The following is a 21292-nucleotide window of genomic DNA, read 5'->3' on the forward strand; positions in this document are numbered from 1 at the left end:
GCAGGGAGGCTTCGTATCGGGGGCGGGGGGAGGTGTGGGTGCCTCGCTGTTTGGGTGCAGCGGTGCGGTTTTTGGGTGGGGCTAGCGCCCCGCCCTGCGGCCGTGGTGGCTCCGTGAAGTCCGTGGGGGGGGAACAGGGGCGGTTAGCGGGTGGGGCGGCGCGGGGGTTCGCAGCAGTTGAGTGCGCAGGGGGCGCCGTTGACGGTGCAGCCTGCCGCTGGGAAGGGCGAGAGTTTTCGCGCGGGGGCGTCCGTCAGGTGTTCGCGGACCAGTTCGACCACCATTTCCGCGAACCTCGGGTCGGCGTCTGGCGTTGCGGCGCGGGCGAAGGCCATGCCGTGTTCGGCGGCTCGGTCTGCTGCTTCGTTGTCCAGATCCCAGATTACCTCCAGGTGGTCCGCGACGAAGCCGATCGGGCTGACCACTACCGAGTCCACGCCTTGCGCGTGCAGGGCGTCGAGGTGGTCGACGATGTCCGGTTCCAGCCACGGGATCTGCGGCGGGCCGGAGCGCGACTGCCAGACCACGTCGTACTCGGCGATTCCCGCTTCGGCGGCCACGAGGCGGGCGGCTTCGGCGATCTGGCTCGAGTAACGGCGGCCGCCTTCGGACGGTGGGCCGGAGGCCAGGTCGGCGCTTTCCGGGATCGAGTGGGCGGTGAAGACCGTGCGCGTGCCGGGACGGTTGCCGAGTTTCGCGTGGGCGGCGCGGACTGCGTCGGCGACCGCGGCGACGAACAGCGGGTGGTCGAAGAACTGGCGCAGTTTCACCAGTTCCGGCGCACCCTCGCCGACGGCGGCGCGGGCTCGTTCGATGTCCTCGTCGTACTGACGGCACGCGGAGTAGCCGCCGTACGCGCTCGTCGGGAACACCAACGCGCGACGGACGCCCGCGTCCTTCATCCTGGCCACGGTGTCCTCGACCATCGGCGCCCAGTTGCGGTTGCCGAAGTGCACCGGAAGCTCGATGTTCTCCGCCGCGAGCTGCTTCTCGACCGCGGCGATCGCGGCCCGGTTGAGCCGGTTGATCGGCGAGACCCCGCCGAAGTGCTGGTAGTGCTCGGCAACCTCGAGCAGCCGCTCCCGCGGCACGCCCCGCCCCCGGGTGACGTTCTCCAGGAACGGCATCACCTCGTCGGGCCCCTCCGGACCGCCGAACGAAAGCCATAGCAACGCGTCGTAACCCACGGTGCTCATCCTGCCCCTGTGGCGCTCCGCACGCCTCGGCGGGCCAGTTGTGTACTGAGCTATCTAAAATATGTTAGCGTGGTCGGTATGCCGAGGCCACGAGAGTTCGACGAGACCGAAGCGCTCGAAGGCGCGATGAACGCCTTCTGGGCACGCGGATACGAAGCGACCTCGACCGAGGAACTGTGCGCCGCCACCGGACTGGGCCGCAGCAGCATCTACAACACGTTCTCCAGCAAACACGAACTGTTCCGGCGCGTGCTCGACCACTACTCGCACCGAGGCATCCGGCTGCGGGAAACCTTGCTGGACAACGCACCGGACGGACTGGGAGCCATCCGCCTGCTCCTGGCGTCGACCATCGACGACGAACTGGAAAACGGCAGACGCGGCTGCCTGATGGTGAACACCATCGCCGAATTCGGCACCACCGACCCGGAATTCGCGGCACAGGTAAACGCCGACACCGAAGCACACCTGTCGGCACTGACCCACTTCGCCCGCACCGGCCAAGCAGACGGCAGCGTCACCCGCGACCGCGACGCCGCCGACATCGCGAACTTCATCCACGCCACCATCTCGGGCCTCCGCACAATGTCCCGCCGCGGAGCAGAACGAGAAGCACTGACGTCAGTAGCGGAAATCGCGACGAGCGCAGTAGCCCGCCGCTAACCACCCACTGACACCACCCCGACAACCTCCCAACCACACACACCAAAACCGCACCACTACACCCAAAAATCGAAGCACCCAGCCCCTCCCTCACACCACGCACCAACAGCAACCGCCGCACCCAACGAGCGAGGCACCCACACCTCCCCCCGCCCCCGATACGAAGCCTCCCTGCGGTTCGGGGGTGCTTGTCAAGGCATCTTTCCCGCCTTGACAAGCACCCCCGAACCGTCAGCACAATCAAACTTCGGGGGCCCCACGCAACCCATCAACCGGCAATGTCGCCCGCCAGGGCGACGAGCCGAACACGCCCCAAAACCCGACCCAATTTTGTACCACCGATTCCAGAAAGCGACCCCAGACAATGCCCCTAGCCGTCTTCGTGCTCGGCCTCAGCATCTTCGCGCTGGGCACCTCCGAGTTCATGATCACCGGCCTCCTCCCCGGCATGGCCGCCGACCTGAACGTCACCATCCCGGACGCGGGCCTCCTGATCTCCGCCTTCGCCATCGGCATGGTCGTCGGCGCCCCGCTGCTCGCCGTCAGCACCCTCCGCCTCCCCGGCCGGACCACCCTCCTGGGCCTGCTGGCCGTCTTCGCCGCCGCACACGTCGTCGGCGCGGTCTCCGACGGCTACGCCATCCTCTTCGCCACCCGAATCATCAGCGCGGTCGCCTGCGCCGGATTCTGGGCGGTAGCCGCCGCGACCACCGTCAGCCTCGTCCCGGAAGCCCGCCGCGGACAAGCGCTCGCAGTACTGGTCGGCGGCCTCACCATCGCCAACGTCGTAGGCGTCCCGGCAGGCACCCTTCTCGGCCAGCACGCAGGCTGGCGGAGCGCCTTCTGGGCAGTAGCCGCACTGACCGTCGTAGCCGCCATCGCCGTCCTGCTGACGGTCCCGCGCACCGCGAAGCACACCGAAGCCCCGCGAATCGCCGAAGAACTGCGCGTGTTCCGCCGCAGCCGACTGTGGCTCGCGCTCGGCGTGATCGCCCTCCTGCAGGCGATGGTGTTCGCGACGTTCAGCTACCTCGCTCCCCTGCTGGTCTCCGTCGCAGGACTGCCGGAATCCGCGGTGCCAGTAGTGCTCGCGCTGTTCGGCGGCGGCGCGGTAATCGGAATTTTCGCGGGCGGCAAACTCGCTGACGCGTATCCGTTCGCGACCCTTTACGGCAGCCTCGGCATTGCCGTCGCCGCTCTCGTCGCGCTCGCCTTCGCCACCAACCCGGTCGTCGCGGTCGCCGCTGTACTCGTCCTCGGCGCAGCGGGATTCGCAGCGAACCCAGCGCTCAATGTCCGAGCCTATGCCGAGGCAGGCGGCACCTCGACCCTCGTCGGCGCGAGCACGACGTCCGCGTTCAATGTCGGCAACACCGTCGGCCCGTGGCTTGGCGGCACCACAATCAGCGCCGGGCTCGGCTTCTCGAGCGTGGCGTGGGTGAGCGTCGCGCTCGGAGCGCTCGCGCTGGCGGCCCTGACATTCGCCCTGCGTCTGCACCACCGCGACCACACGCCGCGACTGGCGACCGTCTAAAGAGAAATGGCCCCGCGGGAAAGGATCCCGCGGGGCCATCGCACAAACCAGCTCAGATGCCGAGCGCGTGCACTCCGCCGTCGACCATGATCATCGACCCGGTGGTGGCGGGCAGCCAGTCGGACAGCACGGCGCACACCGTCTTGGCGGTCGGCTCCGGGTCCGAGGAGTCCCAGCCGAGCGGCGCGCGGCCGTCCCAGCCGCCTTCGAGTTCGCCGAAGCCGGGGATGGACTTGGCGGCCATGGTCTTCATCGGGCCGGCGCTGACCAGGTTGACCCGGATGCCCCGCGGGCCGAGTTCCTTGGCCAGGTACCGGTTCACCGACTCGAGCGCGGCCTTCGCGACGCCCATCCAGTTGTAGACCGGCCACGCGACGCGCGCGTCGAAGTCCATGCCGACGATCGAGGCGCCGCGGCCGAGCAGCGGCAGCGTCGCGACCGCGAGCGACTTGAACGAGAACGCCGAGACGTCCACCGCGACCTTCACGTCGTCGCTGGGGGCGTCCAGGAACGGCGCGCCGAGGCAGCTCTGCGGCGCGAAGCCGATCGAGTGCAGCACGCCGTCGAGGCCGTCGACGTGCTCGCGGACGCGGTCGGCCAGCGAGTCCAGGTGCTCGGAGTTCGTGACGTCCAGCTCCAGCACCGGCGCGGGCTCGGGCAGCCGCTTGGCGATGCGCTCCACCAGCGAAAGCCGTCCGAAGCCGGTGAGCACGACCTTCGCGCCCTCCTGCTGGGCGATGCGGGCCGCGTGGAACGCGAGGGAGGCGTCGGTGATGACGCCGGTGATCAGCAGCCGCTTGCCTTCGAGCAATCCGGGCAACGCGTCCTCCAGGTCGTGGGGTTGGGTACGGGAAAGAAGAATCAGTGGCCGAGGCCGAGGCCGCCGTCGACGGGCAGCACCGCGCCGTTGACGTAGCCCGCCTCGTCCGAGGACAGGTACCGCACCGCGGCGGCGATCTCGGCCGGCTCGGCGTAGCGGCCGGACGGGACGTTGGCGAGGATCTCCTTGCGCCGGTCCTCGCTCAGCGCGTCGGTCATGTCGGTGTGCACGAAGCCGGGCGCGACCACGTTCGCGGTGATGTTGCGCGAGCCCAGCTCCCGCGCGAGCGAACGCGCGAAGCCGACCAGACCGGCCTTCGACGCGGCGTAGTTCGCCTGCCCGGCCGAGCCGGAAAGGCCCACCACGGACGAGATGAACACGAAGCGGCCCCAGCGGGCGCGCAGCATGCCGCGCGAGGCCCGCTTGGCGACGCGGAACGCCCCGGTGAGGTTCGCGTTCAGCACGCGCTCGAACTGCTCCTCCGACATCCGCATGAGCAGGGTGTCGTCGGTGAGCCCGGCGTTGGACACCAGGACCTCGACCGGCCCCTGGTGCTCCTCCACGAGCTTGAACGCCGCGTCCACCTGCTCGGCGTCGGTGACGTCGGCCTGCACGCCGAAAAGCCCCTCCGGCGCGCCGGACCCGCGGTGCGTGACCGCGACCCGGTGGCCCTGCTCCGCGAGGTCGCGGGCGATCGCCAGCCCGATGCCTCGGTTGCCGCCGGTGACCAAGACCGACCGTCCCACTGAGTTCTCCTCGTCGTCTTCGCTGCTGCGCCCGCCTGAGGCTATCGGCTGCGCTGACCGGCGGCGCACCCGGCACTCCCGTCCTAAGCGGAGGTAAGGAACCGCGTCTCGACCTTGATGGTTACTGCCCGGTTGGTCACCGTGAGTCGCGACACAGGAGGTCAAGGATGACTACCCGGATCCAGGACGCCGGCTCGGCGCGGGACGAGCGGCGCGTGGTCGGCAACGTGCTGCGCGGCTCGATCGGAAATCTCGTCGAGTGGTACGACTGGTACGCCTATTCCGCGTTCACCGTCTATTTCGCGAAGGCGTTCTTCCCCGGCGGCGACGCCACGGCGCAGTTCCTCAACACCGCGGCGGTGTTCGCCGTCGGCTTCCTCATGCGCCCGCTCGGCGGCTGGCTGCTCGGCCGGTTCGCCGACCGCTACGGACGGCGTTCGGCGCTCGTGCTCTCGGTTTCGATGATGGCGGCCGGTTCGCTGCTCATCGCGGTGACGCCGGGCTACTCGACGATCGGCATCGCGGCGCCGATCCTGCTGGTGTTCTCCCGGCTGCTGCAAGGGCTTTCGGTCGGCGGCGAGTACTCCACCTCGGCGACGTATCTGTCCGAAGTGGCCACTCCGGGCAAGCGCGGGTTCTACTCCAGCTTCCAGTACGTGACCCTCGTCGGCGGGCAGCTGCTCGCGCTCGGGCTGCAGCTGATCCTGCAGAGCGTGCTCACCGACAAGCAGATGGGCGACTGGGGCTGGCGGATCGCGTTCGTGGTCGGCGCGCTCGCGGCGGTGATCGTGATGGCGCTGCGGCGGTCGATGGACGAGTCCGAGAGCTACCAGCGCGTCACCGAAGGCGCGGAGACCGGCAAGGGCGAACGCGGCACGCTGCGCCAGCTCGTGAAGTACCCGCGGGAGATCCTGCTGGTCGTCGGCCTGACGCTCGGCGGCACGGTCGCGTTCTACACCTACGCCACCTACACGCAGAAGTTCCTGGAGAACACCGCGCACATCCCGCGGCGCACGGTCACCGTGATCATGTTCCTGGCGCTGCTGGTCTTCGCGATCCTGCAGCCGCTGGCCGGACGGCTGTCGGACCGGATCGGCCGCCGGAAGCTGCTGATGTTCTTCGGCATCGCGGGCACCCTGCTGACCGTGCCGATCATGACCCTGATGGCGCACACCAGCCAGCCGTTCCTCGCGTTCCTGCTGCTGCTCGGCGCGCTGGTGATCGTGACCGGCTACACCTCGATCAACGCGATCGTGAAGGCCGAGCTGTTCCCGACGCGGATCCGCGCGATCGGCGTCGGCCTGCCGTATGCGCTCACCGTCGCGATCTTCGGCGGGACCGCCGAGCTGATCGCGCAGGCGCTGAAGAAGGCGGGGCACGAATCGCTCTTCTTCTGGTACGTCGCGGGCTGCGTCCTCGTCTCGCTCGTCGTGTACGCGACAATGCGGGAAACTTCGCGTTCGTCGGCTCTCGAACGCGGCGAGGACTGATCGGGAGGACGGCCGTGCGCGTGCTGCTCGTGGAGGACGACACCGGGGTCGCCCGGGCACTCGCCGAAACGCTGCAGGCGCACGGCCACTCGGTCGCCTCGGTCGGCCGCGGCTCGGACGCCCTCACCCGGCACCGGGACGCGGACCTGCTGCTGCTCGACCTCGGCCTGCCGGATCTCGACGGGCTCGACGTGCTCCGCAAGATCCGCCAGGTCTCCCCGGTGCCGGTGATCGTGCTGACCGCGCGCGACGACGAGCGGTCGGTGGTCCGGGCGCTGCGCTTCGGCGCGGACGACTACCTGGCGAAACCGGTGCGGATGGCCGAACTGCTGGCCCGGATGGACGCGGTGGCGCGGCGGGCGGGCGGCTCGTCCCCGGAGCCGAAAGACCCGGTGGTGCGGATCGAGGACGTCGAGATCGACCTCGGCGCGCGCCGGGTCGTCGTCGGCGGCCGCGACGTCGGGCTGACCACGAAAGAGTTCGCGGTGCTGGCGGTGCTCGCCGCGCGTCCCGGCACGGCGGTGAGCCGCCAGCAGCTGATGGACGAGGTGTGGGGCGACGCGTACCTGGCCGTGTCGCGTTCGCTCGACGTCCACATGACGCAGCTGCGCGCGAAGCTCGACCGGCCCGGCCTGCTCACCACGATCCGCGGTTTCGGCTACCGGCTCGGCCGGAGCTGATCGGTGCGCACTCGCCTGCTGGCTGTCCTGGTCACGCTCGCGCTCGCCGTCGTGGCCGCGTTCGCCGTGCCGTTGCTGTCCGCGACCGCCGATCAGCGGACCCAGCAGCTGGTGATTTCGCGCAGCAGCGACGTCGACCGCTTCGTGGTGCTCGCGCAACAGGCCGTCGATTCCGGCGACGCGACCGCGCTGAGCGCCGACGCCCGGCAGTATTCGTCGTTATACAGCGAAGGCGTGCTGATCGTCGACGCGCAACGGCGGCCGCTGGTCGAAACCGGCGGCCTGACCAGCAGTGATCCAGCCGCGCGGACGCTCATCGAGGCGACCCTGCGGAACGAGCCGGAGGCGCCGGTCGAGCGGATCCGGCCGTGGTCGGACGATCCGGTGCTGTTCGCCCGTCCGGTCGGCACCGGGACGCGGGTGTCCGGCGTGGTCCTGCTGCGCGCGTCGGTGACCGCCGCGGCGGAGGACGTGGCGGCGGCGTGGAGCGCGATCGCGGCCGGGGCGATGGTGGTCGCGGCGCTGTTCGTGTTGCTCGCGGTCCTGCTGTCGAGGTGGATGGTGCGGCCGCTGGTGGAGCTGGAGACCGGCGTGCTGGCGGTGGCGGGCGGGCGCCGGGCGCAGGTGCCGGAGCGGTCCGGGCCGCGCGAACTGCGGTCGCTCGCGGCGTCGGTGAACCGGATGTCCGACGCGGTGGTCGAATCGGCGAATCAGCAACGGCGGCTCGTCGCGGACACCTCGCACCAGCTGCGGAACCCGATGGCCGCGCTGCGGCTGCGGCTCGACCTGCTCGGCACCGAGGTCGAAAACCGCCCGGCCTACGAGGCGACCGTGGCGGAAGTCGAACGGCTGGAACGGATTCTCGACGGCCTGCTCGCCCTGGCCACCGCGGAAAGCACCGCGACCCGGCTCGCCGCCCGCGCCGACGACGAACCCGCCGACCTGGCCGCGGTCGTGGCCGAACGGGTCGACGCGTGGCGGTTGTCCGCCGAGGAAGCCGGCGCGACCCTGGTGCCGTGCGAGGTGCATACTGAGCCGCTGCTGGTGCGCACCCCGGAAAGCGAACTGGCGCAGATTCTCGACGTCCTGCTGGACAACGCCGTCCACCACGCCGGTCAGGGAGCGACCATCACCGCCGCTTGGGAGTCCGCTTCGGACAGTGTCACGCTGATCGTCTCCGACGACGGGCCCGGCCTGCCGCCGGAGGACCTCCCCCGGGCCACCGAACGGTTCTGGCGCGCGGGCGGCGACGGCGCACCGCGCGGAACCGGCCTCGGGCTGGCCATCGCCCGCGAGCAGACCCGGGCCCGGGGCGGGGTTCTGGAGCTGCGCGGGGTCGAACCGCACGGCCTGCAGGTCCGCGTCACGCTGCCCGCGGCGGGGACGCCATGAGCCTCACCCGCCGCACCGCGCTCCTCGGCGGCCTCGCCCTCGCGCTCGCCGCCTGCGACGACACCTACCGCGGCCCGGACCGCGAGATCACCATCGCGTCCGGCGAACCCGGCGGCTTCTACCTGGCCTTCGCCGAGGTCCTGGCCGCCGAACTGTCGCGCGCCGAACCGCGGCTGCACTGCAGCGCGCTCCCCACCGAAGCGAGCGTCGAGAACGTGCAACGGGTCCAGGACGGAACGGCCGACTTCGGCTTGGCGCTCGCCGACGTCGCGCAATCGGCCATCACCGGCGGCTCGCCGTTCGGGAAAGCCGTTCCGCTGCAAGCACTCGGCCGGGTCTACGAGAACTACCTGCAGCTCGTCGTCCGCGCCGAAGACAGGCTCACCGACCTGCGTTCGCTGGCCGGACGCCCCATTTCGGTCGGTGCGAGCCGCTCCGGCGCCGCGCAGCTGGGCGAACGGGTTTTCGCCGCGAGCAGCGTTCCCGTCCAGGCGCAGCACCTGCCGCTGAACGACGCGGTCGCCGCGCTGCACGACCGCCGGATCGACGCGTTCCTCTGGTCCGGCGGAATCCCGACGCCCGCCCTCGCCGACCTCAACCGCACCACGCCGCTCTCGCTCATCCCGCTGACGTCGGTGCTCCCCCAGCTGCGCAAGGCGTACGGCCCGCTGTACGAACAGGTCCAGGTCCCCGCCGGGGCCTACCGCGGGGTCGGCGCGCTCGGCACCATCGGGGTCGCGAACCTGCTGGTCTGCTCGCCCAAACTGCCGTTCGACGTCGCCGCGGCGGTGGTCCGGGTACTCGCCGAACGCGCCGCCGAACTCGTGCCCGCCCAAGCCGTCGGAACCCAGTTCCTCGACGTGCGCACCCTCATCGGCACCCAGCCCATCCCCCTGCACCGCGGCGCGGCCGACACTTACCGCGCCCTGCACGGCTGATCGCTAGATTGGCCGGGTGACCGAACGCCGACCCATCGTCGAAATGCCCCTTCGCGTGCGCTACCACGAATGCGACGGCCAGGGGATCGTCTTCAACGCGCATTACCTGGCCTACGCGGACATGGCGGCGTTCGAGGTGGAGAGAGCGCTCTTCGGTTCGCACGACGCGCTGCTCGCCACCGGGGTCGACGTGGTGGTCGCCGAATCGAACCTGCGGTACTTCGCGCCGTGCCGGTTCGACGACGAGCTGGTGGTCTCCGTGTACCTGGCGCACCTTGGCACCACGTCGATGCAGTTCGAGCTGGAGATCCGCCGCGGCGAGACGGTGACGACCGAGATCCGGCTGCGGTACGTGTTCGTGGACACCGCGGACTACCGCAAGGCGGAGCCGCCGCCGGAGGTGCGTGCGGCCTACGCGAAGCACCTTCCCGAGGCGGCGTGATGTTCCGGGTGCTCTTCTACCGCCCCGAAATCCCGCCCAACACCGGCAACGCGATCCGGCTGGCCGCGAACACCGGATGCGAGCTGCATCTGGTGGAGCCGCTCGGATTCACCTTGGAGGACAAGCAGCTCCGCCGCGCCGGGCTGGATTACCACGACCTCGCGCGCGTCCACGTGCATGCTGATCTGGCCGCGGCGTGGCAAGTCCTCTTGCCGGCGAAGGTGTACGCGTTCAGTGCGACCGCGACCCGGCTGTACACGGACGTTTCTTACGCGCCCGGGGACGTGCTGATGTTCGGGCCGGAATCCGCCGGGCTGCCGGACGAGGTCCAGCGAGCCGCGGAGGTCACCGACCGGCTGCGGCTGCCGATGCTGCCGAACAACCGGTCGCTGAACCTCGCGAACACGGCCGCCATCGCGGTTTACGAAGGCTGGCGGCAGAACGGCTTCGCGACGCCGTAGGCGATCAGGCAGCGGGGACGAAGGCCGTGATCGCGTCGGCAAGAGCGGCCGGAGCTTCCAGCGGGATCAGGTGGCCGGTTTCCGGGAGCACCGCGAAGCCGGCTCCCGGCAGGTAGGGCAGCAGGTTGCCGACGAGGACGTCGGCGGGCTCGACCTGGTCGTTCTCTCCGGCGAGCACGAGGGCCGGGACGCTGATCCTGCGGGCCTGTCCGCTGATGTCCTCCGCGATTCCGCGCAGCGGCCACTCGGTGCGGGCGGCGTCGGCGCACGCCCGCGAGTCGGTCGCGATCTGCGCCTTGATCCGCTCGGGCAGCTCGGTCGCGGTGAGGACGTGGTCCCGTGCACCGGCGACGGACTCCGCTGAGTCGTAGGCATGGGAAAGGCCTTCCCGGTACTCGGGCGTGACGGCAGCGGCGGGCTTCGCCGGAGCGGAACCGACGAGGACGATCCCTCGAAGACCGGTGGGCCGCGTCGCTGCGATGAGCTGCGCGACCTTGCCGCCCATGGAATGTCCGATCAGGACGTAGTCGGTGACGCCCGCGTCAGCGACCACGGCGAGCGTGTCGTCGGCGAGCTGGCGAAGGGTGTAGGGGCCCGCCAGGTTCTTCGAGCGGCTCCACCCGCGGAAGTCGGCGGCGAGCGTGTCGCGTCCGGCGAGACGGTCGACGACGAGGTCCCAGGTGCGGGCGGAGCCGCCCCAGTAGTGCAGGAACACCAGGGTCGGCCCGGTCCCCGGCCGGTGGTCGTAAACGGGCAGGAGCGACTGCGGTGTCGTGGTCATCAGGACCCTCTCAATCAGGGCTTGCGCGGCTGGTTTTCGGTGTCTCCATCGAATCTCTTCCGCGCGGGCGAGGCATCGGCAGGACTGGTCGCCTCATGGTGAAAACTGGACAGATGATCCGGCAGATGACCTACCAGCCCGCCGGGCGCCGCGCGGCCGCTGTCGAAACCATGCCGTTCGACCGCCTTCGCGAGCTGAACGACGGCGGGACCCAGCGTGCCGACTTCCACGTCCTCGCCGTTGTCGACGCCGGGCACGGATCAGTCGCCGTGGATTTCCTCCGGCACCCGCTCCAGGAGCGGTCCGCGGTGTGGGTCGTGCCCGGAGCGGTGCACCGGTGGGAGGACATCGCCGGGGTGGCGGGGCATCTTGTGCTGTTCGTGCCGACCGCACCGGTCACCCGCGCCACCCGGGAACTCGCCGCGTCCCCGGAGCTGGCCGCGCAGTGGAGCATTCCCGAAGCCGACTGGCCGTTCGTCGCCGCCGCGCGCGACCATCTCGTCCTCGAAACCTCCGCCCCGCCCGAGGACATCCCGGCGGAGCTGCCCGGGATCCTGCTCTCCGCGCTCCTCGCCCGGCTCCGCCCCCGCCCCGCCGGAGCGGCATCGGCCAATCCGGTGTTCCGGCGGTTCCAGTCCAGCGTCGAAGCGCACTTCCGGGAGCATCACGACGCCGGCTACTACGCCCGGACGCTGGGCTACGCGCCCCGCACCCTCACCCGGGCGGTGCAGCGGGCCACCGGCCGCAGCGCGAAGGCGTACCTCGTCGAGCGGATCGTCCTGGAAGCCAAACGGCTCCTCGCCCACGACCGGCTCACCGCGGCCGCCTGCGCGCGCACGCTCGGCTTTCCCGACGCGTCCAACTTCTCGGTGTTCTTCCGCACTGCGACCGGCGTCCGCCCGGGCGCGTGGCAGGCGGCCGCCGGGCCGCTTACGGCAGTCTCTGACCGAACACCAGCGCGGTAGCCGCGCCGGCCATCAGGATGATCGTCCCGAGCACCACCCACGGCTTGCTCGCGTCGGCGTTCTTCAGCTCGTACCCGATCTGCTCGCCCAGGTCGGCGTACACGCGTTTCAGCTCGTCTGCGCTCGCCGCCTTGTAGAACTCCCCTCCGGACAACCGGGCGATCTCGCGCAGCGATTCGTCGTCCACGCGGACGTCCTGCTGCTTGCCCTCGATGTCGACCGACCCGTGCTCGGTGCCGAACGAGATCGACGAGATCGGCATCTGCGCCTGCTTCGCCGCCTGCGCCGCGGTGTACGCGCCGCGCGGGGCGTACAGGTCCTCCGGCACCGTCTGCTTTCCGTCGCTCATCAGCACGATCCGCGCGGGCGGCGGGCCTTCCGCGCCGCCGACCACCGCGGAGAAGCTCTGGATCGACTGCATCGCCGCGTAAATGCCCTCGCCGGTGGCGGTGGACTGGGCGAGCTTCAGGTTGTCGATCGCCTTCGACACGCCCGCGCGATCCGTGGTCGGGTTGACCAGCACCGTGGCGGTTCCGGCGAAGGAGATCAGGCCCAGGTTGACGCCCGGGGTCATGTTCTGCGCGAACTGTTTCGCCGCGTCCTGCGCCGCCTTCAACCGCGTCGGCGCGACGTCGGTGGCCTCCATGGACAGCGACACGTCGATCACCAGCATGACCGTCGCCCGGTTGCGCGGCACTTTCTGCTCGGCCGTCGGACCGGCCAGCGAAACCGTCAGGAACAGCAGCGACAGCACGATCAGTACCGCGGGCACGTGCCGGATCCAGCCTTGCGCCTTGGGCGCGACTTTCTCCAGCAGCTCCAGGTTCGCGAACCGCATCACCCGGCGGCGGCGCTGCCGCTGCGACACCACGTACGCGACGGCCACCGCGGCGACCGCGATCAGCAGCAGGAACCACCACGGCGAACTGAATCCGGCGAGGCTCATGCCGTCGCCTCCTTACCGGTCGTCCGGGCAGCGGTCGCGGGCGCGGTCACGCGACCCCTCCCGACCAGCGGCGCTTGCGGGCGACCACGAAGCGCACCATGTCCGCGATCCAGTCGGAATCCGTGCGCAGCACCAGATGCGCCGCCCCGGCCCGGCGCAGGCCGGCCGCGACCGCCTGCCGGTGCGCGTTCGCCGCCGCGCCGAATTCCTTGCGCAGCAACGCCGAAGCGTGCACCTCGCGCTGCCGTCCGGTCTCCGGGTCGGCCAGCACGACGGTGCCGACGTCCGGCAGGTCCACGTCGCGCGGGTCGACGATCTCGATCGCGATCAGCTCGTGCCTGCCGCCGAGCGCCCGCAGCGGGCGCTCCCAGTCCAGCGGGCCGAGGAAGTCGGAGATCGCCACCGCCAGGCCGCGCCGGCGCGGCGGACGGCGCAGCTTTTCCAGCGCACCGGCGAAATCGCCGCGGACGCCCTCGGCCGCGCGGGGCGTCTCGGCCAGCCGCCGGACGAGCCCGCGCGCGTGCGGCAGCCCGCCGCGCGCCGGGATCCGGGCGATGCCTTCGCCGTTCGACACGAGCGCGCCGATCCGGTTCCCGCCGCCGCCGGTCAGGTGCGCGACCGCCGCGGTCGCGCAGACCACCAGGTCGCGCTTCTCGCAGAGCGCGGTGCCGAAATCGAGGCTCGCCGACATGTCCGCGACGACCCACGTCTCCAGCTCGCGGTCCGCGACCGTCTCGCGGATGTGCGGCGTCGTCGTGCGCGCGGTGACCGCCCAGTCCATCCGGCGCACGTCGTCGCCGGGCTGGTACGGCCGGGCCTCGCCGGGCTCCGAGCCCGGCCCCGGGACGAGCCCGAGGTGGTTGCCCTGCAGCAGCCCGTCGAGCCGGCGGCGCACTTCGAGTTCGAGGGTGCGCAGCCCCGCTTCCATCCGGTCGCCGCGCAGGACCGGCGGGGCCCAGGCGGGGCGTCCGCCCGGTTCTTTCGAGGAGGTGCCGGCCACGCCGCTACCTGACGGGGGCGCCCGCCGGCACCGGGCCGGCTCCGCCCTGCGGCCGGGCGGAAACCTGCGGCAGCGGCACGGTCTGCAGCACGCGGGTGACGATGTGGTCCACCGGGACGCCGTCGGCCAGCGCGTCGTAGGACAGCACGAGGCGGTGCCGCAGCACGTCCGGCACGACGTCCACGACGTCCTGCGGGAGCACGTAGTCCCGGCCGCGCACGAGCGCCAGCGCCCGCGCCGCGGCGATGATGCCGAGGCTCGCGCGCGGCGAGGCCCCGTAGGACACCCAGCCCGCGACGTCGGACAGGCCGTGGTCGTTCGGGGTGCGCGTGGTGAGCACCAGCCGCACGACGTAGTCGACCAGCGCGTGGTGCACGAACACCTGCGACGCGACGCCCTGCAGCCGCACCAGCTCCGCCGGGCTCAGCACCTCGTGCGGTTCCGGCGGCGTGACGCCCATCCGGTAGATGATCTCGCGCTCCTCCTCGGCGGAGGGGTACTCGACCAGGATCTTGAACAGGAACCGGTCGCGCTGGGCCTCCGGCAGCGGGTACACGCCCTCGTTCTCGATTGGGTTCTGCGTGGCCAGCACGAGGAACGGGTCGGGCATCGGGAAGGTCTTGCCGCCGATCGACACGTGCCGCTCGGCCATCACCTCCAGCATCGCCGACTGCACCTTCGCCGGCGCGCGGTTGATCTCGTCGGCGAGCACGAAGTTCGCCACGACCGGGCCCAGTTCGACGTCGAAGCGCTCGGCGCCCTGGCGGTAGATGCGGGTGCCGAGGATGTCGGCGGGCACCAGGTCGGGGGTGAACTGCACGCGCGAGAACGACCCGCCCACGACGCGCGCGAACGTCTCGACCGCCAGCGTCTTCGCGACCCCGGGCACGCCTTCGAGCAGCAGGTGCCCCTTCGCCAGCAGCCCGACGAGCATGCGCTCCACCAGCCGGTCCTGTCCGACGATGACGCGCTTCACCTCGAACACGGTGCGTTCCAGCAGCTGGGCGTCCCGCGCCGGGGTGCCGGGCTGCTGCCCGTTCGCTCCCTCGGCGAAGCCGGGCTCGGTCACTCTTCCTCCAGGGGGTTCCGCGTCTGCGTGCTCGCCCGCGACCCTACTGGGTCGGGAACTTCCCGCGACGGTAGCCAATCGCATCGCCAGTGTGACAGCTGTGAAGCCGGTGTCAGCGGTGCTTTTCCAGGTCCTCCGGCGTGTCGATGTCGTCGCTCTCGCCGGGTTCGGCGGCGACCTCTTCGATCCGCAAGCCGCCGAGCGTCCGGCGCAGCGACGCGTTCTCCGGACGCTCCGGCAGCGCCTGGCGCAAAGCCGCGGTGCGCCAAGCGCTCACCAGCCATTGCCGCTCCCCCGCCGCGTCGACGAGCACCGCGCCGTCCGCGTTGCCCACTGTGGACCGCAACCGGTCCACAGTGGAGCGCCGGATGCCGGGGAGGTCAGCGGCGAGCAGCACGACGAGTTCCGCGTCGACCGCCGCAAGCCCCGCGGCCAGCGCCGCGACCGGCCCAGTGCCCGGAACGGCTTCACGCGTCCAGACGACCGTGTCGTATCCCGGCCGCCGCGGCCCGCACACCACGACCGGCTCCGCCCCGGCCAGCGCCTCGACCGCCCGGCCCAGCAAGGAGATCCCGCCGATCCGCAGCTCCGGCTTGTCCACTCCGGACAAGCGGCGCGCGGACCCGCCCGCCAGGACGATCCCGGCGAACCGGGGGTGGTGAGTCATGGGGGCCAGCGTAAGCCGCGCGCGCCAGGGGGTCGTGAGTGGCGATCCCGGTTAGAACCGGGATCGCCACTCACGAGGCCGGAAACCCGCGCGCGCTCCAGGACTACTCGCGTTAAGTTCCCGAGGTGCCCGACTCCGCGCCACTGCTCGCCGCCTACGACCGCGAGGTCCGGCAAGCCGAGCTGACCCAAGCCGAACCCGGACAGCAGCTGACGCCCGACGGCCCGCTCGCCCGCCTCACCGGCGGCCGCCGCGGGTTCGTCTCCGGCCCGCCCGACCTCGGCGTGACCGGCGAGGCGCTCGACGCGCTGATCGCCCGTCAGTGCGCGTTCTTCGCCGCCCGCGGCGAGGAGTTCGAGTGGAAGACCCGCAGCCATGACCGTCCCCCGGAACTGCCGGAACGGTTGCTCGCCGCCGGATTCGCCCCGGAAGAAACGGAAACCGTCCTGATCGCCCCGCTGGACGCGGTCGCCGCCTCGGCCCCGCCGCCGGCCGGCGTCGTCGTGCGAGAAGCCGGCGGCTGCGACGATCTGCTGCGGATCGCCGCGCTGTCCGCCTCGGTGTTCGGCCACGACGAGGCCGCGGTCGCCGCGGATCTGCTGGCCCGGGCTCGCGCCGATGCCGGAACGACCACGCATGTCGTGGCTGAAGCGGACGGCCGGTTCGTCGCCGCGTCCCGGCTGGAGCTGGTGCCCGGCACGGGATTCGCCGGATTGTGGGGCGGCGCGACGCTGCCCGAATGGCGCGGACGGGGCCTCTACCGCGCCCTCGTGGCACACCGGGTCGAGGCGGCCCGGGCCCGCGGCGTCAGCTACCTGCAGGTCGACGCGTTGCCGACCAGCCGCCCGATCCTCGAACGGCTCGGCTTCACCGCGGTCACCGAAACGACGCCGTACGTGTGGAGCCCGCTCAGCCGATGAGGCGCGTCGCGTACGGCATGATCCCGCCGTAGCGGACCGACGTCACGCGCACGTACGAACCCGACTGCGGCGCCTCGACCATCTGCCCGTTGCCCAGGTACAGCGCGACGTGGTGGATGCCGCCCGAGCCGCCCCAGAAGAGCATGTCGCCGCGGCGCATCTGCGACAGCGGTACCCGGCGGCCCGCGGTGTACTGGTAGCCGCTGAAGTGCGGCAGGCCCTGCACGCCGGCGAAGGCGTAGATCATCAGGCCGGAGCAGTCGAAGCCGATCTTGCGGTAGTCGCCGTACCGGTCGGCCACGCCGCCGTCGCGGATGCCGCGGGTCGGGCCGCTGCCGTTGCCGCCTCCCCACGCGTACGGCATGCCCACTTTGGACAGCGCCCGCGCGATCACGGCTTCGATCGAGCTGCCCGCCGCCGGGGACGGGCGGCCGCGGCTTCCGCCGCCGTTGTCGTTGTCGTCGTCGTTGTTCGCCGCGGCTGCCCGCAGCGCCGCCTGCCGCGCGCGTTCCTCGTCCTCGCGCTGCTTCTGCGCGAGCCAGTCCTGGTAGCGCTGGCGCTGCCCCTGCAGGCCGTTGACCTTCGCCTGCGCCGCGTACAGCTGCTGCTCGACGGAGTTCTTGTTGGCTTCCAGCTGGCTGTTCTGCGCGGCCTGGGCCTGCTGCGCGGCCACCGCGGCGGACTGCGCGGCGTCCGCCGTGCCCTTCGCCCGGGTGGCCGCGTCCTGCTTCTGCTGCGCGAGTTCCAGCGCCTTGCGCGCGGCGGAGTCCTTGTTGGCCTTGTCGGTCTGCGCCTGCTGGAGCCGCTCCATCGCGTTGAGCCGCGAGCCGCCGATGGCGTTGAGCAGCTGGGCGCGGGCGAGCAGGTCCTTCGGGCTGTCCGAGGTCAGGTACGCCGAGACCGATCCGATCGTGCTGCCCTGCTCGAAGCTCGCGGCGGCGAACTTCTTCGCGTCCGCGCGGGCCTTCTCGATCGCGCCCGCCGCCGCGTCCGCTTCCTGGCGCGCCGACTTCGCGTCGTTCTGCGCCTGGGTCGCCTCGTCCTGCGCGGTCTGCAGGTCGACCAGGGCCTTCATGGCCTGTTCCTGCTTGAGCTCGACCTCGTCCTGCAGCGCGCTCAGCTTCTGCTCGGCCTGGGCGAGCTGGTTCGTGAGCCTGCCGACCTCGCCCGCCTTCGCGTTCGCGTCGCCCTTGGCCGAGTCGATCGCCGAATCGCTGGGGTTCGGCGGCGGCGGGGGCACCGCGAGCCCGGTGCCCGCCGCGCCGAGCAGCGCCGCCAGCGCGACTGTCGCCACCGTCAGGCCGCGCCGGGCTCCCGCGCCGCGCACCAGCGCGCCCGCCGTCCCGGACCGTCCCCGCCGGACCCTCACGCCCGCCACCTCCGCTCGCCGGCTGCCGCGTTCCGGCCACACCGCGTACCACTGCAGTCACACCACTATCACAAGCCTCAGGAAGAACTTACACACCGCGGAGATCATTTCCCCTGTTCGGGGGACGGGGCGGGACGGCGTGTCCGGATGGCGCACGTCACTCCGCGTGTCGTCTTGAACGAAATACAGGACACGCGTACTGTTTGAGGGCGAGAAGACGAGGTGTGCCCTCCCGGTTCCGGTTCTACGGTGGGGGTGCGCAAGACTCGCGCGGGTCGATCCCGACGACCCGGAGACCGACACCGAACTGACCCGGGAGGACACGCCCGCCGCGGCGTGGAATCCATGCCACTGGAGTTAGACGTGACTGCACCTAGCAAGGACAGCTTCGGAGCCAAGGACACCTTGCGGGTGGAAGAGAACTCTTACGAGATCTTCCGCCTGGACAAGGTCGAAGGCTCCGCCCGGCTGCCCTACAGCCTGAAGATCCTCCTCGAGAACCTGCTGCGCACCGAGGACGGCGCGAACATCACCGCCGACCACATCCGCGCGCTCGGCGGCTGGGATCCGAACGCGGACCCGTCGATCGAGATCCAGTTCACGCCCGCCCGGGTGATCATGCAGGACTTCACCGGCGTGCCCTGCGTGGTCGACCTGGCCACCATGCGCGAGGCCGTGACCGCTCTCGGCGGCGACCCGGACAAGGTCAACCCGCTCGCGCCGGCCGAGATGGTGATCGACCACTCGGTGATCATCGACGTGTTCGGCCGCGCGGACGCCTTCGAGCGCAACGTGGAGATCGAGTACGAGCGCAACCGCGAGCGCTACCAGTTCCTGCGCTGGGGCCAGGGCGCCTTCGACGAGTTCAAGGTCGTCCCGCCGGGCACCGGCATCGTGCACCAGGTCAACATCGAGCACCTGGCCCGCACCGTCATGGCCCGGAACGGCCAGGCCTACCCCGACTCCTGCGTCGGCACCGACTCGCACACCACCATGGTCAACGGCCTCGGCGTGCTGGGCTGGGGCGTCGGCGGGATCGAGGCCGAGGCGGCCATGCTGGGCCAGCCGGTCTCCATGCTGATCCCGCGCGTCGTCGGCTTCAAGCTGACCGGCGAGATCCCGGCCGGCGTCACCGCGACCGACGTCGTGCTCACGATCACCGAGATGCTGCGCCGCCACGGCGTGGTCGGCAAGTTCGTCGAGTTCTACGGCGAGAGCGTCGCGCAGGTGCCGCTGGCCAACCGCGCCACCATCGGCAACATGAGCCCGGAGTTCGGCTCCACCGCGGCGATCTTCCCGATCGACGACGAGACCGTGCGCTACCTCAAGCTGACCGGCCGTTCGGCCGAGCAGGTCGCGCTGGTCGAGGCGTACGCCAAGGAGCAGGGCCTCTGGCACGACCCGTCCCACGAGGCGCAGTACTCCGAGTACCTCGAGCTGGACCTGTCGACGGTCGTCCCGTCGATCGCCGGCCCGAAGCGCCCGCAGGACCGCATCGAGCTGTCCGACGCGAAGTCCTCGTTCCGCAAGTCGGTGCACGACTACGTCGGGGACGAGCAGCCCACCCCGCACACGAACGTCGACGAGTCCGTCGAGGAGAGCTTCCCGGCCTCCGACCCGGCCGCGCTGTCGTTCCAGGACGAGACCGCCGTGCCGGTCCAGTCCGCGGCCAACGGGGCCACCGGCAGGCCGACCAAGCCGGTCAAGGTGTCCACCGCCGACCGCGGCGAGTTCGTGCTCGACCACGGCGCCGTGGTGATCGCGTCGATCACCTCGTGCACCAACACCTCCAACCCGTCGGTCATGCTGGGCGCGGCGCTGCTCGCGCGCAACGCGGTCGAGAAGGGCCTGTCGGTCAAGCCGTGGGTCAAGACGTCGATGGCCCCGGGTTCGCAGGTCGTCACCGACTACTACGACAAGGCCGGCCTCTGGCCGTACCTGGAGAAGCTGGGCTACCACCTGGTCGGCTACGGCTGCACCACCTGCATCGGCAACTCGGGCCCGCTGTCGGACGAGATCTCCGCCGCGATCCAGGAGAACGACCTCACCGCGGTTTCGGTGCTCTCGGGCAACCGGAACTTCGAGGGCCGGATCAACCCGGACGTCAAGATGAACTACCTGGCGTCGCCGCCGCTGGTCATCGCGTACGCGCTGGCCGGGACGATGGACTTCGACTTCGAGACCCAGCCGCTGGGCCAGGACTCCGACGGCAACGACGTGTTCCTGAAGGACATCTGGCCGTCGCCGCAGGAGATCCAGGAGACCATCGACTCCGCGATCACGCAGGAGATGTTCACCAAGGACTACGCCGACGTGTTCGACGGCGGCGAGCGCTGGAAGTCGCTGCCGACGCCGACCGGCAAGACCTTCGAATGGGACGCCGAGTCCACCTACGTCCGCAAGCCCCCGTACTTCGACGGCATGACCGCCGAGCCGGCCCCGGTGCAGGACATCTCGGGCGCCCGGGTGCTGGCGAAGCTGGGCGACTCGGTCACCACCGACCACATCTCCCCCGCCGGCGCGATCAAGGCCGACACCCCGGCCGGCCGCTACCTGACCGAGCACGGCATCGAGCGCAAGGACTTCAACTCCTACGGCTCGCGCCGCGGCAACCACGAGGTCATGATCCGCGGCACCTTCGCGAACATCCGGCTGCGCAACCAGCTGCTGGACGACGTGCAGGGCGGCTACACCCGCGACTTCACCCAGGAGGGCGGCCCGCAGGCGTTCATCTACGACGCGGCCCAGAACTACGCGGCGGCGGGCATCCCGCTGGTCGTGCTGGGCGGCAAGGAGTACGGCTCCGGCTCGTCCCGCGACTGGGCGGCGAAGGGCACCAGCCTGCTGGGCGTGCGCGCGGTGATCACCGAGTCGTTCGAGCGCATCCACCGCTCGAACCTGATCGGCATGGGCGTCATCCCGCTGCAGTTCCCGGAGGGCGAGTCGGCGTCGTCGCTGAAGCTGGACGGCACCGAAACGTTCGACATCGAGGGCATCACGAAGCTGAACGAGGGCGAGACCCCGCGCACGGTGCACGTGACGGCCACGAAGGAAGACGGCTCGAAGGTGGAATTCGACGCGGTCGTCCGCATCGACACCCCCGGCGAAGCGGACTACTACCGCAACGGCGGCATCCTGCAGTACGTGCTGCGGAAGATGACCCAGTCCTGACGGCCTGACCCCAAGCTCGTGGCCCGCCCCGGTTCTCCCGGG

The 21292-nt window shown here is 70.9% G+C and carries 20 protein-coding genes; 11 read left to right on the forward strand and 9 right to left on the reverse strand.

Features of this window, described 5'->3' with window-relative positions:
• Positions 1-143: 143 nt before the first annotated feature.
• Positions 144-1187 carry a ferrochelatase gene (locus F9C12_RS03555; protein WP_409186995.1) on the reverse strand — a complete coding sequence of 348 codons (1044 nt, stop codon included), beginning with the start codon at positions 1185-1187 and terminating at the stop codon, positions 144-146.
• A gap of 87 nt (positions 1188-1274) precedes the next feature.
• On the opposite strand from F9C12_RS03555, the gene F9C12_RS03560 reads away from it, so the two are divergent.
• Positions 1275-1859, forward strand: a complete 585-nt coding sequence (locus tag F9C12_RS03560; RefSeq protein ID WP_409180546.1) for a TetR/AcrR family transcriptional regulator — start codon at positions 1275-1277, stop codon at positions 1857-1859.
• Between the two features lie 364 nt (positions 1860-2223).
• On the forward strand, positions 2224-3393 hold the full coding sequence (locus tag F9C12_RS03565; RefSeq protein WP_409464720.1) for a Cmx/CmrA family chloramphenicol efflux MFS transporter: 1170 nt from the start codon (positions 2224-2226) through the stop codon (positions 3391-3393).
• A 52-nt stretch (positions 3394-3445) separates the two neighbouring features.
• Here the strand turns inward: F9C12_RS03565 and fabI are convergent, their stop codons facing one another.
• A complete protein-coding gene (gene fabI / locus F9C12_RS03570) occupies positions 3446-4213 on the reverse strand; it encodes an enoyl-ACP reductase FabI (protein ID WP_409180548.1) in 768 nt (255 codons plus the stop codon).
• 41 nt (positions 4214-4254) lie between these two features.
• Positions 4255-4959 (reverse strand): beta-ketoacyl-ACP reductase, encoded by a 705-nt coding sequence (gene fabG, locus F9C12_RS03575; RefSeq protein ID WP_043826988.1) that lies wholly within the window; start codon positions 4957-4959, stop codon positions 4255-4257.
• A 167-nt stretch (positions 4960-5126) separates the two neighbouring features.
• Here fabG and F9C12_RS03580 point away from each other — a divergent pair, with 167 nt between their 5' ends.
• From F9C12_RS03580 to F9C12_RS03605, 6 genes are read left to right on the forward strand one after another with little or no spacing between them, the layout of a single operon-like run.
• Entirely contained in the window at positions 5127-6449 is a 1323-nt protein-coding gene (locus F9C12_RS03580; RefSeq protein WP_409180549.1) for an MFS transporter, read from the forward strand.
• Between the two features lie 14 nt (positions 6450-6463).
• Positions 6464-7129, forward strand: a complete 666-nt coding sequence (locus tag F9C12_RS03585) for a response regulator transcription factor (protein WP_409464721.1) — start codon at positions 6464-6466, stop codon at positions 7127-7129.
• A 3-nt stretch (positions 7130-7132) separates the two neighbouring features.
• Positions 7133-8521: a sensor histidine kinase gene (locus tag F9C12_RS03590; protein WP_409180551.1), complete on the forward strand. Its 1389-nt coding sequence runs from the start codon at positions 7133-7135 to the stop codon at positions 8519-8521.
• Positions 8518-9459 (forward strand): TAXI family TRAP transporter solute-binding subunit, encoded by a 942-nt coding sequence (locus F9C12_RS03595; RefSeq protein WP_409464722.1) that lies wholly within the window; start codon positions 8518-8520, stop codon positions 9457-9459. The genes F9C12_RS03590 and F9C12_RS03595 overlap by 4 nt, the downstream gene beginning before the upstream one ends.
• Positions 9460-9475: 16 nt before the next feature.
• Positions 9476-9901 (forward strand): acyl-CoA thioesterase, encoded by a 426-nt coding sequence (locus F9C12_RS03600; protein WP_409180553.1) that lies wholly within the window; start codon positions 9476-9478, stop codon positions 9899-9901.
• Entirely contained in the window at positions 9901-10362 is a 462-nt protein-coding gene (locus tag F9C12_RS03605; RefSeq protein WP_409180554.1) for a tRNA (cytidine(34)-2'-O)-methyltransferase, read from the forward strand. The genes F9C12_RS03600 and F9C12_RS03605 overlap by 1 nt, the downstream gene beginning before the upstream one ends.
• A gap of 4 nt (positions 10363-10366) precedes the next feature.
• On the opposite strand, the gene F9C12_RS03610 is transcribed toward F9C12_RS03605, so the two are convergent.
• Complete coding sequence (locus tag F9C12_RS03610; protein WP_409464723.1) at positions 10367-11143, reverse strand: alpha/beta fold hydrolase; 777 nt, start codon at positions 11141-11143, stop codon at positions 10367-10369.
• 113 nt (positions 11144-11256) lie between these two features.
• Here F9C12_RS03610 and F9C12_RS03615 point away from each other — a divergent pair, with 113 nt between their 5' ends.
• Positions 11257-12108: a helix-turn-helix domain-containing protein gene (locus tag F9C12_RS03615; protein WP_409464724.1), complete on the forward strand. Its 852-nt coding sequence runs from the start codon at positions 11257-11259 to the stop codon at positions 12106-12108.
• Here F9C12_RS03615 and F9C12_RS03620 read toward each other — a convergent pair.
• The 4 genes from F9C12_RS03620 to F9C12_RS03635 form a co-directional block, all read right to left on the reverse strand.
• Positions 12074-13054, reverse strand: coding sequence for a VWA domain-containing protein (locus F9C12_RS03620; protein WP_409180557.1), 981 nt, complete (start codon positions 13052-13054; stop codon positions 12074-12076). The genes F9C12_RS03615 and F9C12_RS03620 overlap by 35 nt on opposite strands.
• Positions 13055-13100: 46 nt before the next feature.
• Complete coding sequence (locus tag F9C12_RS03625; RefSeq protein ID WP_409186996.1) at positions 13101-13982, reverse strand: DUF58 domain-containing protein; 882 nt, start codon at positions 13980-13982, stop codon at positions 13101-13103.
• Positions 13983-14058: 76 nt separating this feature from the next.
• Positions 14059-15123 carry an AAA family ATPase gene (locus tag F9C12_RS03630; protein WP_037806526.1) on the reverse strand — a complete coding sequence of 355 codons (1065 nt, stop codon included), beginning with the start codon at positions 15121-15123 and terminating at the stop codon, positions 14059-14061.
• A gap of 112 nt (positions 15124-15235) precedes the next feature.
• A complete protein-coding gene (locus F9C12_RS03635) occupies positions 15236-15790 on the reverse strand; it encodes a molybdenum cofactor guanylyltransferase (protein WP_409464725.1) in 555 nt (184 codons plus the stop codon).
• A 125-nt stretch (positions 15791-15915) separates the two neighbouring features.
• Between F9C12_RS03635 and F9C12_RS03640 the strand changes: the two genes are divergently transcribed.
• A complete protein-coding gene (locus F9C12_RS03640) occupies positions 15916-16710 on the forward strand; it encodes a GNAT family N-acetyltransferase (protein WP_409464726.1) in 795 nt (264 codons plus the stop codon).
• Here the strand turns inward: F9C12_RS03640 and F9C12_RS03645 are convergent.
• Positions 16700-18079 (reverse strand): NlpC/P60 family protein, encoded by a 1380-nt coding sequence (locus tag F9C12_RS03645; protein ID WP_409464727.1) that lies wholly within the window; start codon positions 18077-18079, stop codon positions 16700-16702. The two genes, F9C12_RS03640 and F9C12_RS03645, sit on opposite strands and share 11 nt — an antisense overlap.
• A gap of 345 nt (positions 18080-18424) precedes the next feature.
• On the opposite strand from F9C12_RS03645, the gene acnA reads away from it, so the two are divergent.
• Positions 18425-21250 carry an aconitate hydratase AcnA gene (gene acnA, locus F9C12_RS03650; RefSeq protein WP_409180560.1) on the forward strand — a complete coding sequence of 942 codons (2826 nt, stop codon included), beginning with the start codon at positions 18425-18427 and terminating at the stop codon, positions 21248-21250.
• Positions 21251-21292: the final 42 nt, after the last annotated feature.

Source organism: Amycolatopsis sp. GA6-003 (assembly GCF_046267895.1).
Classification (GTDB): Bacteria; Actinomycetota; Actinomycetes; order Mycobacteriales; family Pseudonocardiaceae; genus Amycolatopsis.

Bases quoted from the DNA above. Each gene is read 5' to 3' on its own strand.
- F9C12_RS03620 (WP_409180557.1), bottom strand. From the start codon at position 13,054: ATGAGCCTCGCCGGATTCAGTTCGCCGTGGTGGTTCCTGCTGCTGATC.
- F9C12_RS03615 (WP_409464724.1), top strand. From the start codon at position 11,257: ATGATCCGGCAGATGACCTACCAGCCCGCCGGGCGCCGCGCGGCCGCT.
- F9C12_RS03565 (WP_409464720.1), top strand. From the start codon at position 2,224: ATGCCCCTAGCCGTCTTCGTGCTCGGCCTCAGCATCTTCGCGCTGGGC.
- F9C12_RS03605 (WP_409180554.1), top strand. From the start codon at position 9,901: ATGTTCCGGGTGCTCTTCTACCGCCCCGAAATCCCGCCCAACACCGGC.
- F9C12_RS03635 (WP_409464725.1), bottom strand. From the start codon at position 15,790: ATGACTCACCACCCCCGGTTCGCCGGGATCGTCCTGGCGGGCGGGTCC.
- F9C12_RS03580 (WP_409180549.1), top strand. From the start codon at position 5,127: ATGACTACCCGGATCCAGGACGCCGGCTCGGCGCGGGACGAGCGGCGC.
- F9C12_RS03560 (WP_409180546.1), top strand. From the start codon at position 1,275: ATGCCGAGGCCACGAGAGTTCGACGAGACCGAAGCGCTCGAAGGCGCG.
- F9C12_RS03625 (WP_409186996.1), bottom strand. From the start codon at position 13,982: ATGGAAGCGGGGCTGCGCACCCTCGAACTCGAAGTGCGCCGCCGGCTC.
- F9C12_RS03610 (WP_409464723.1), bottom strand. From the start codon at position 11,143: ATGACCACGACACCGCAGTCGCTCCTGCCCGTTTACGACCACCGGCCG.
- acnA (WP_409180560.1), top strand. From the start codon at position 18,425: ATGCCACTGGAGTTAGACGTGACTGCACCTAGCAAGGACAGCTTCGGA.
- F9C12_RS03595 (WP_409464722.1), top strand. From the start codon at position 8,518: ATGAGCCTCACCCGCCGCACCGCGCTCCTCGGCGGCCTCGCCCTCGCG.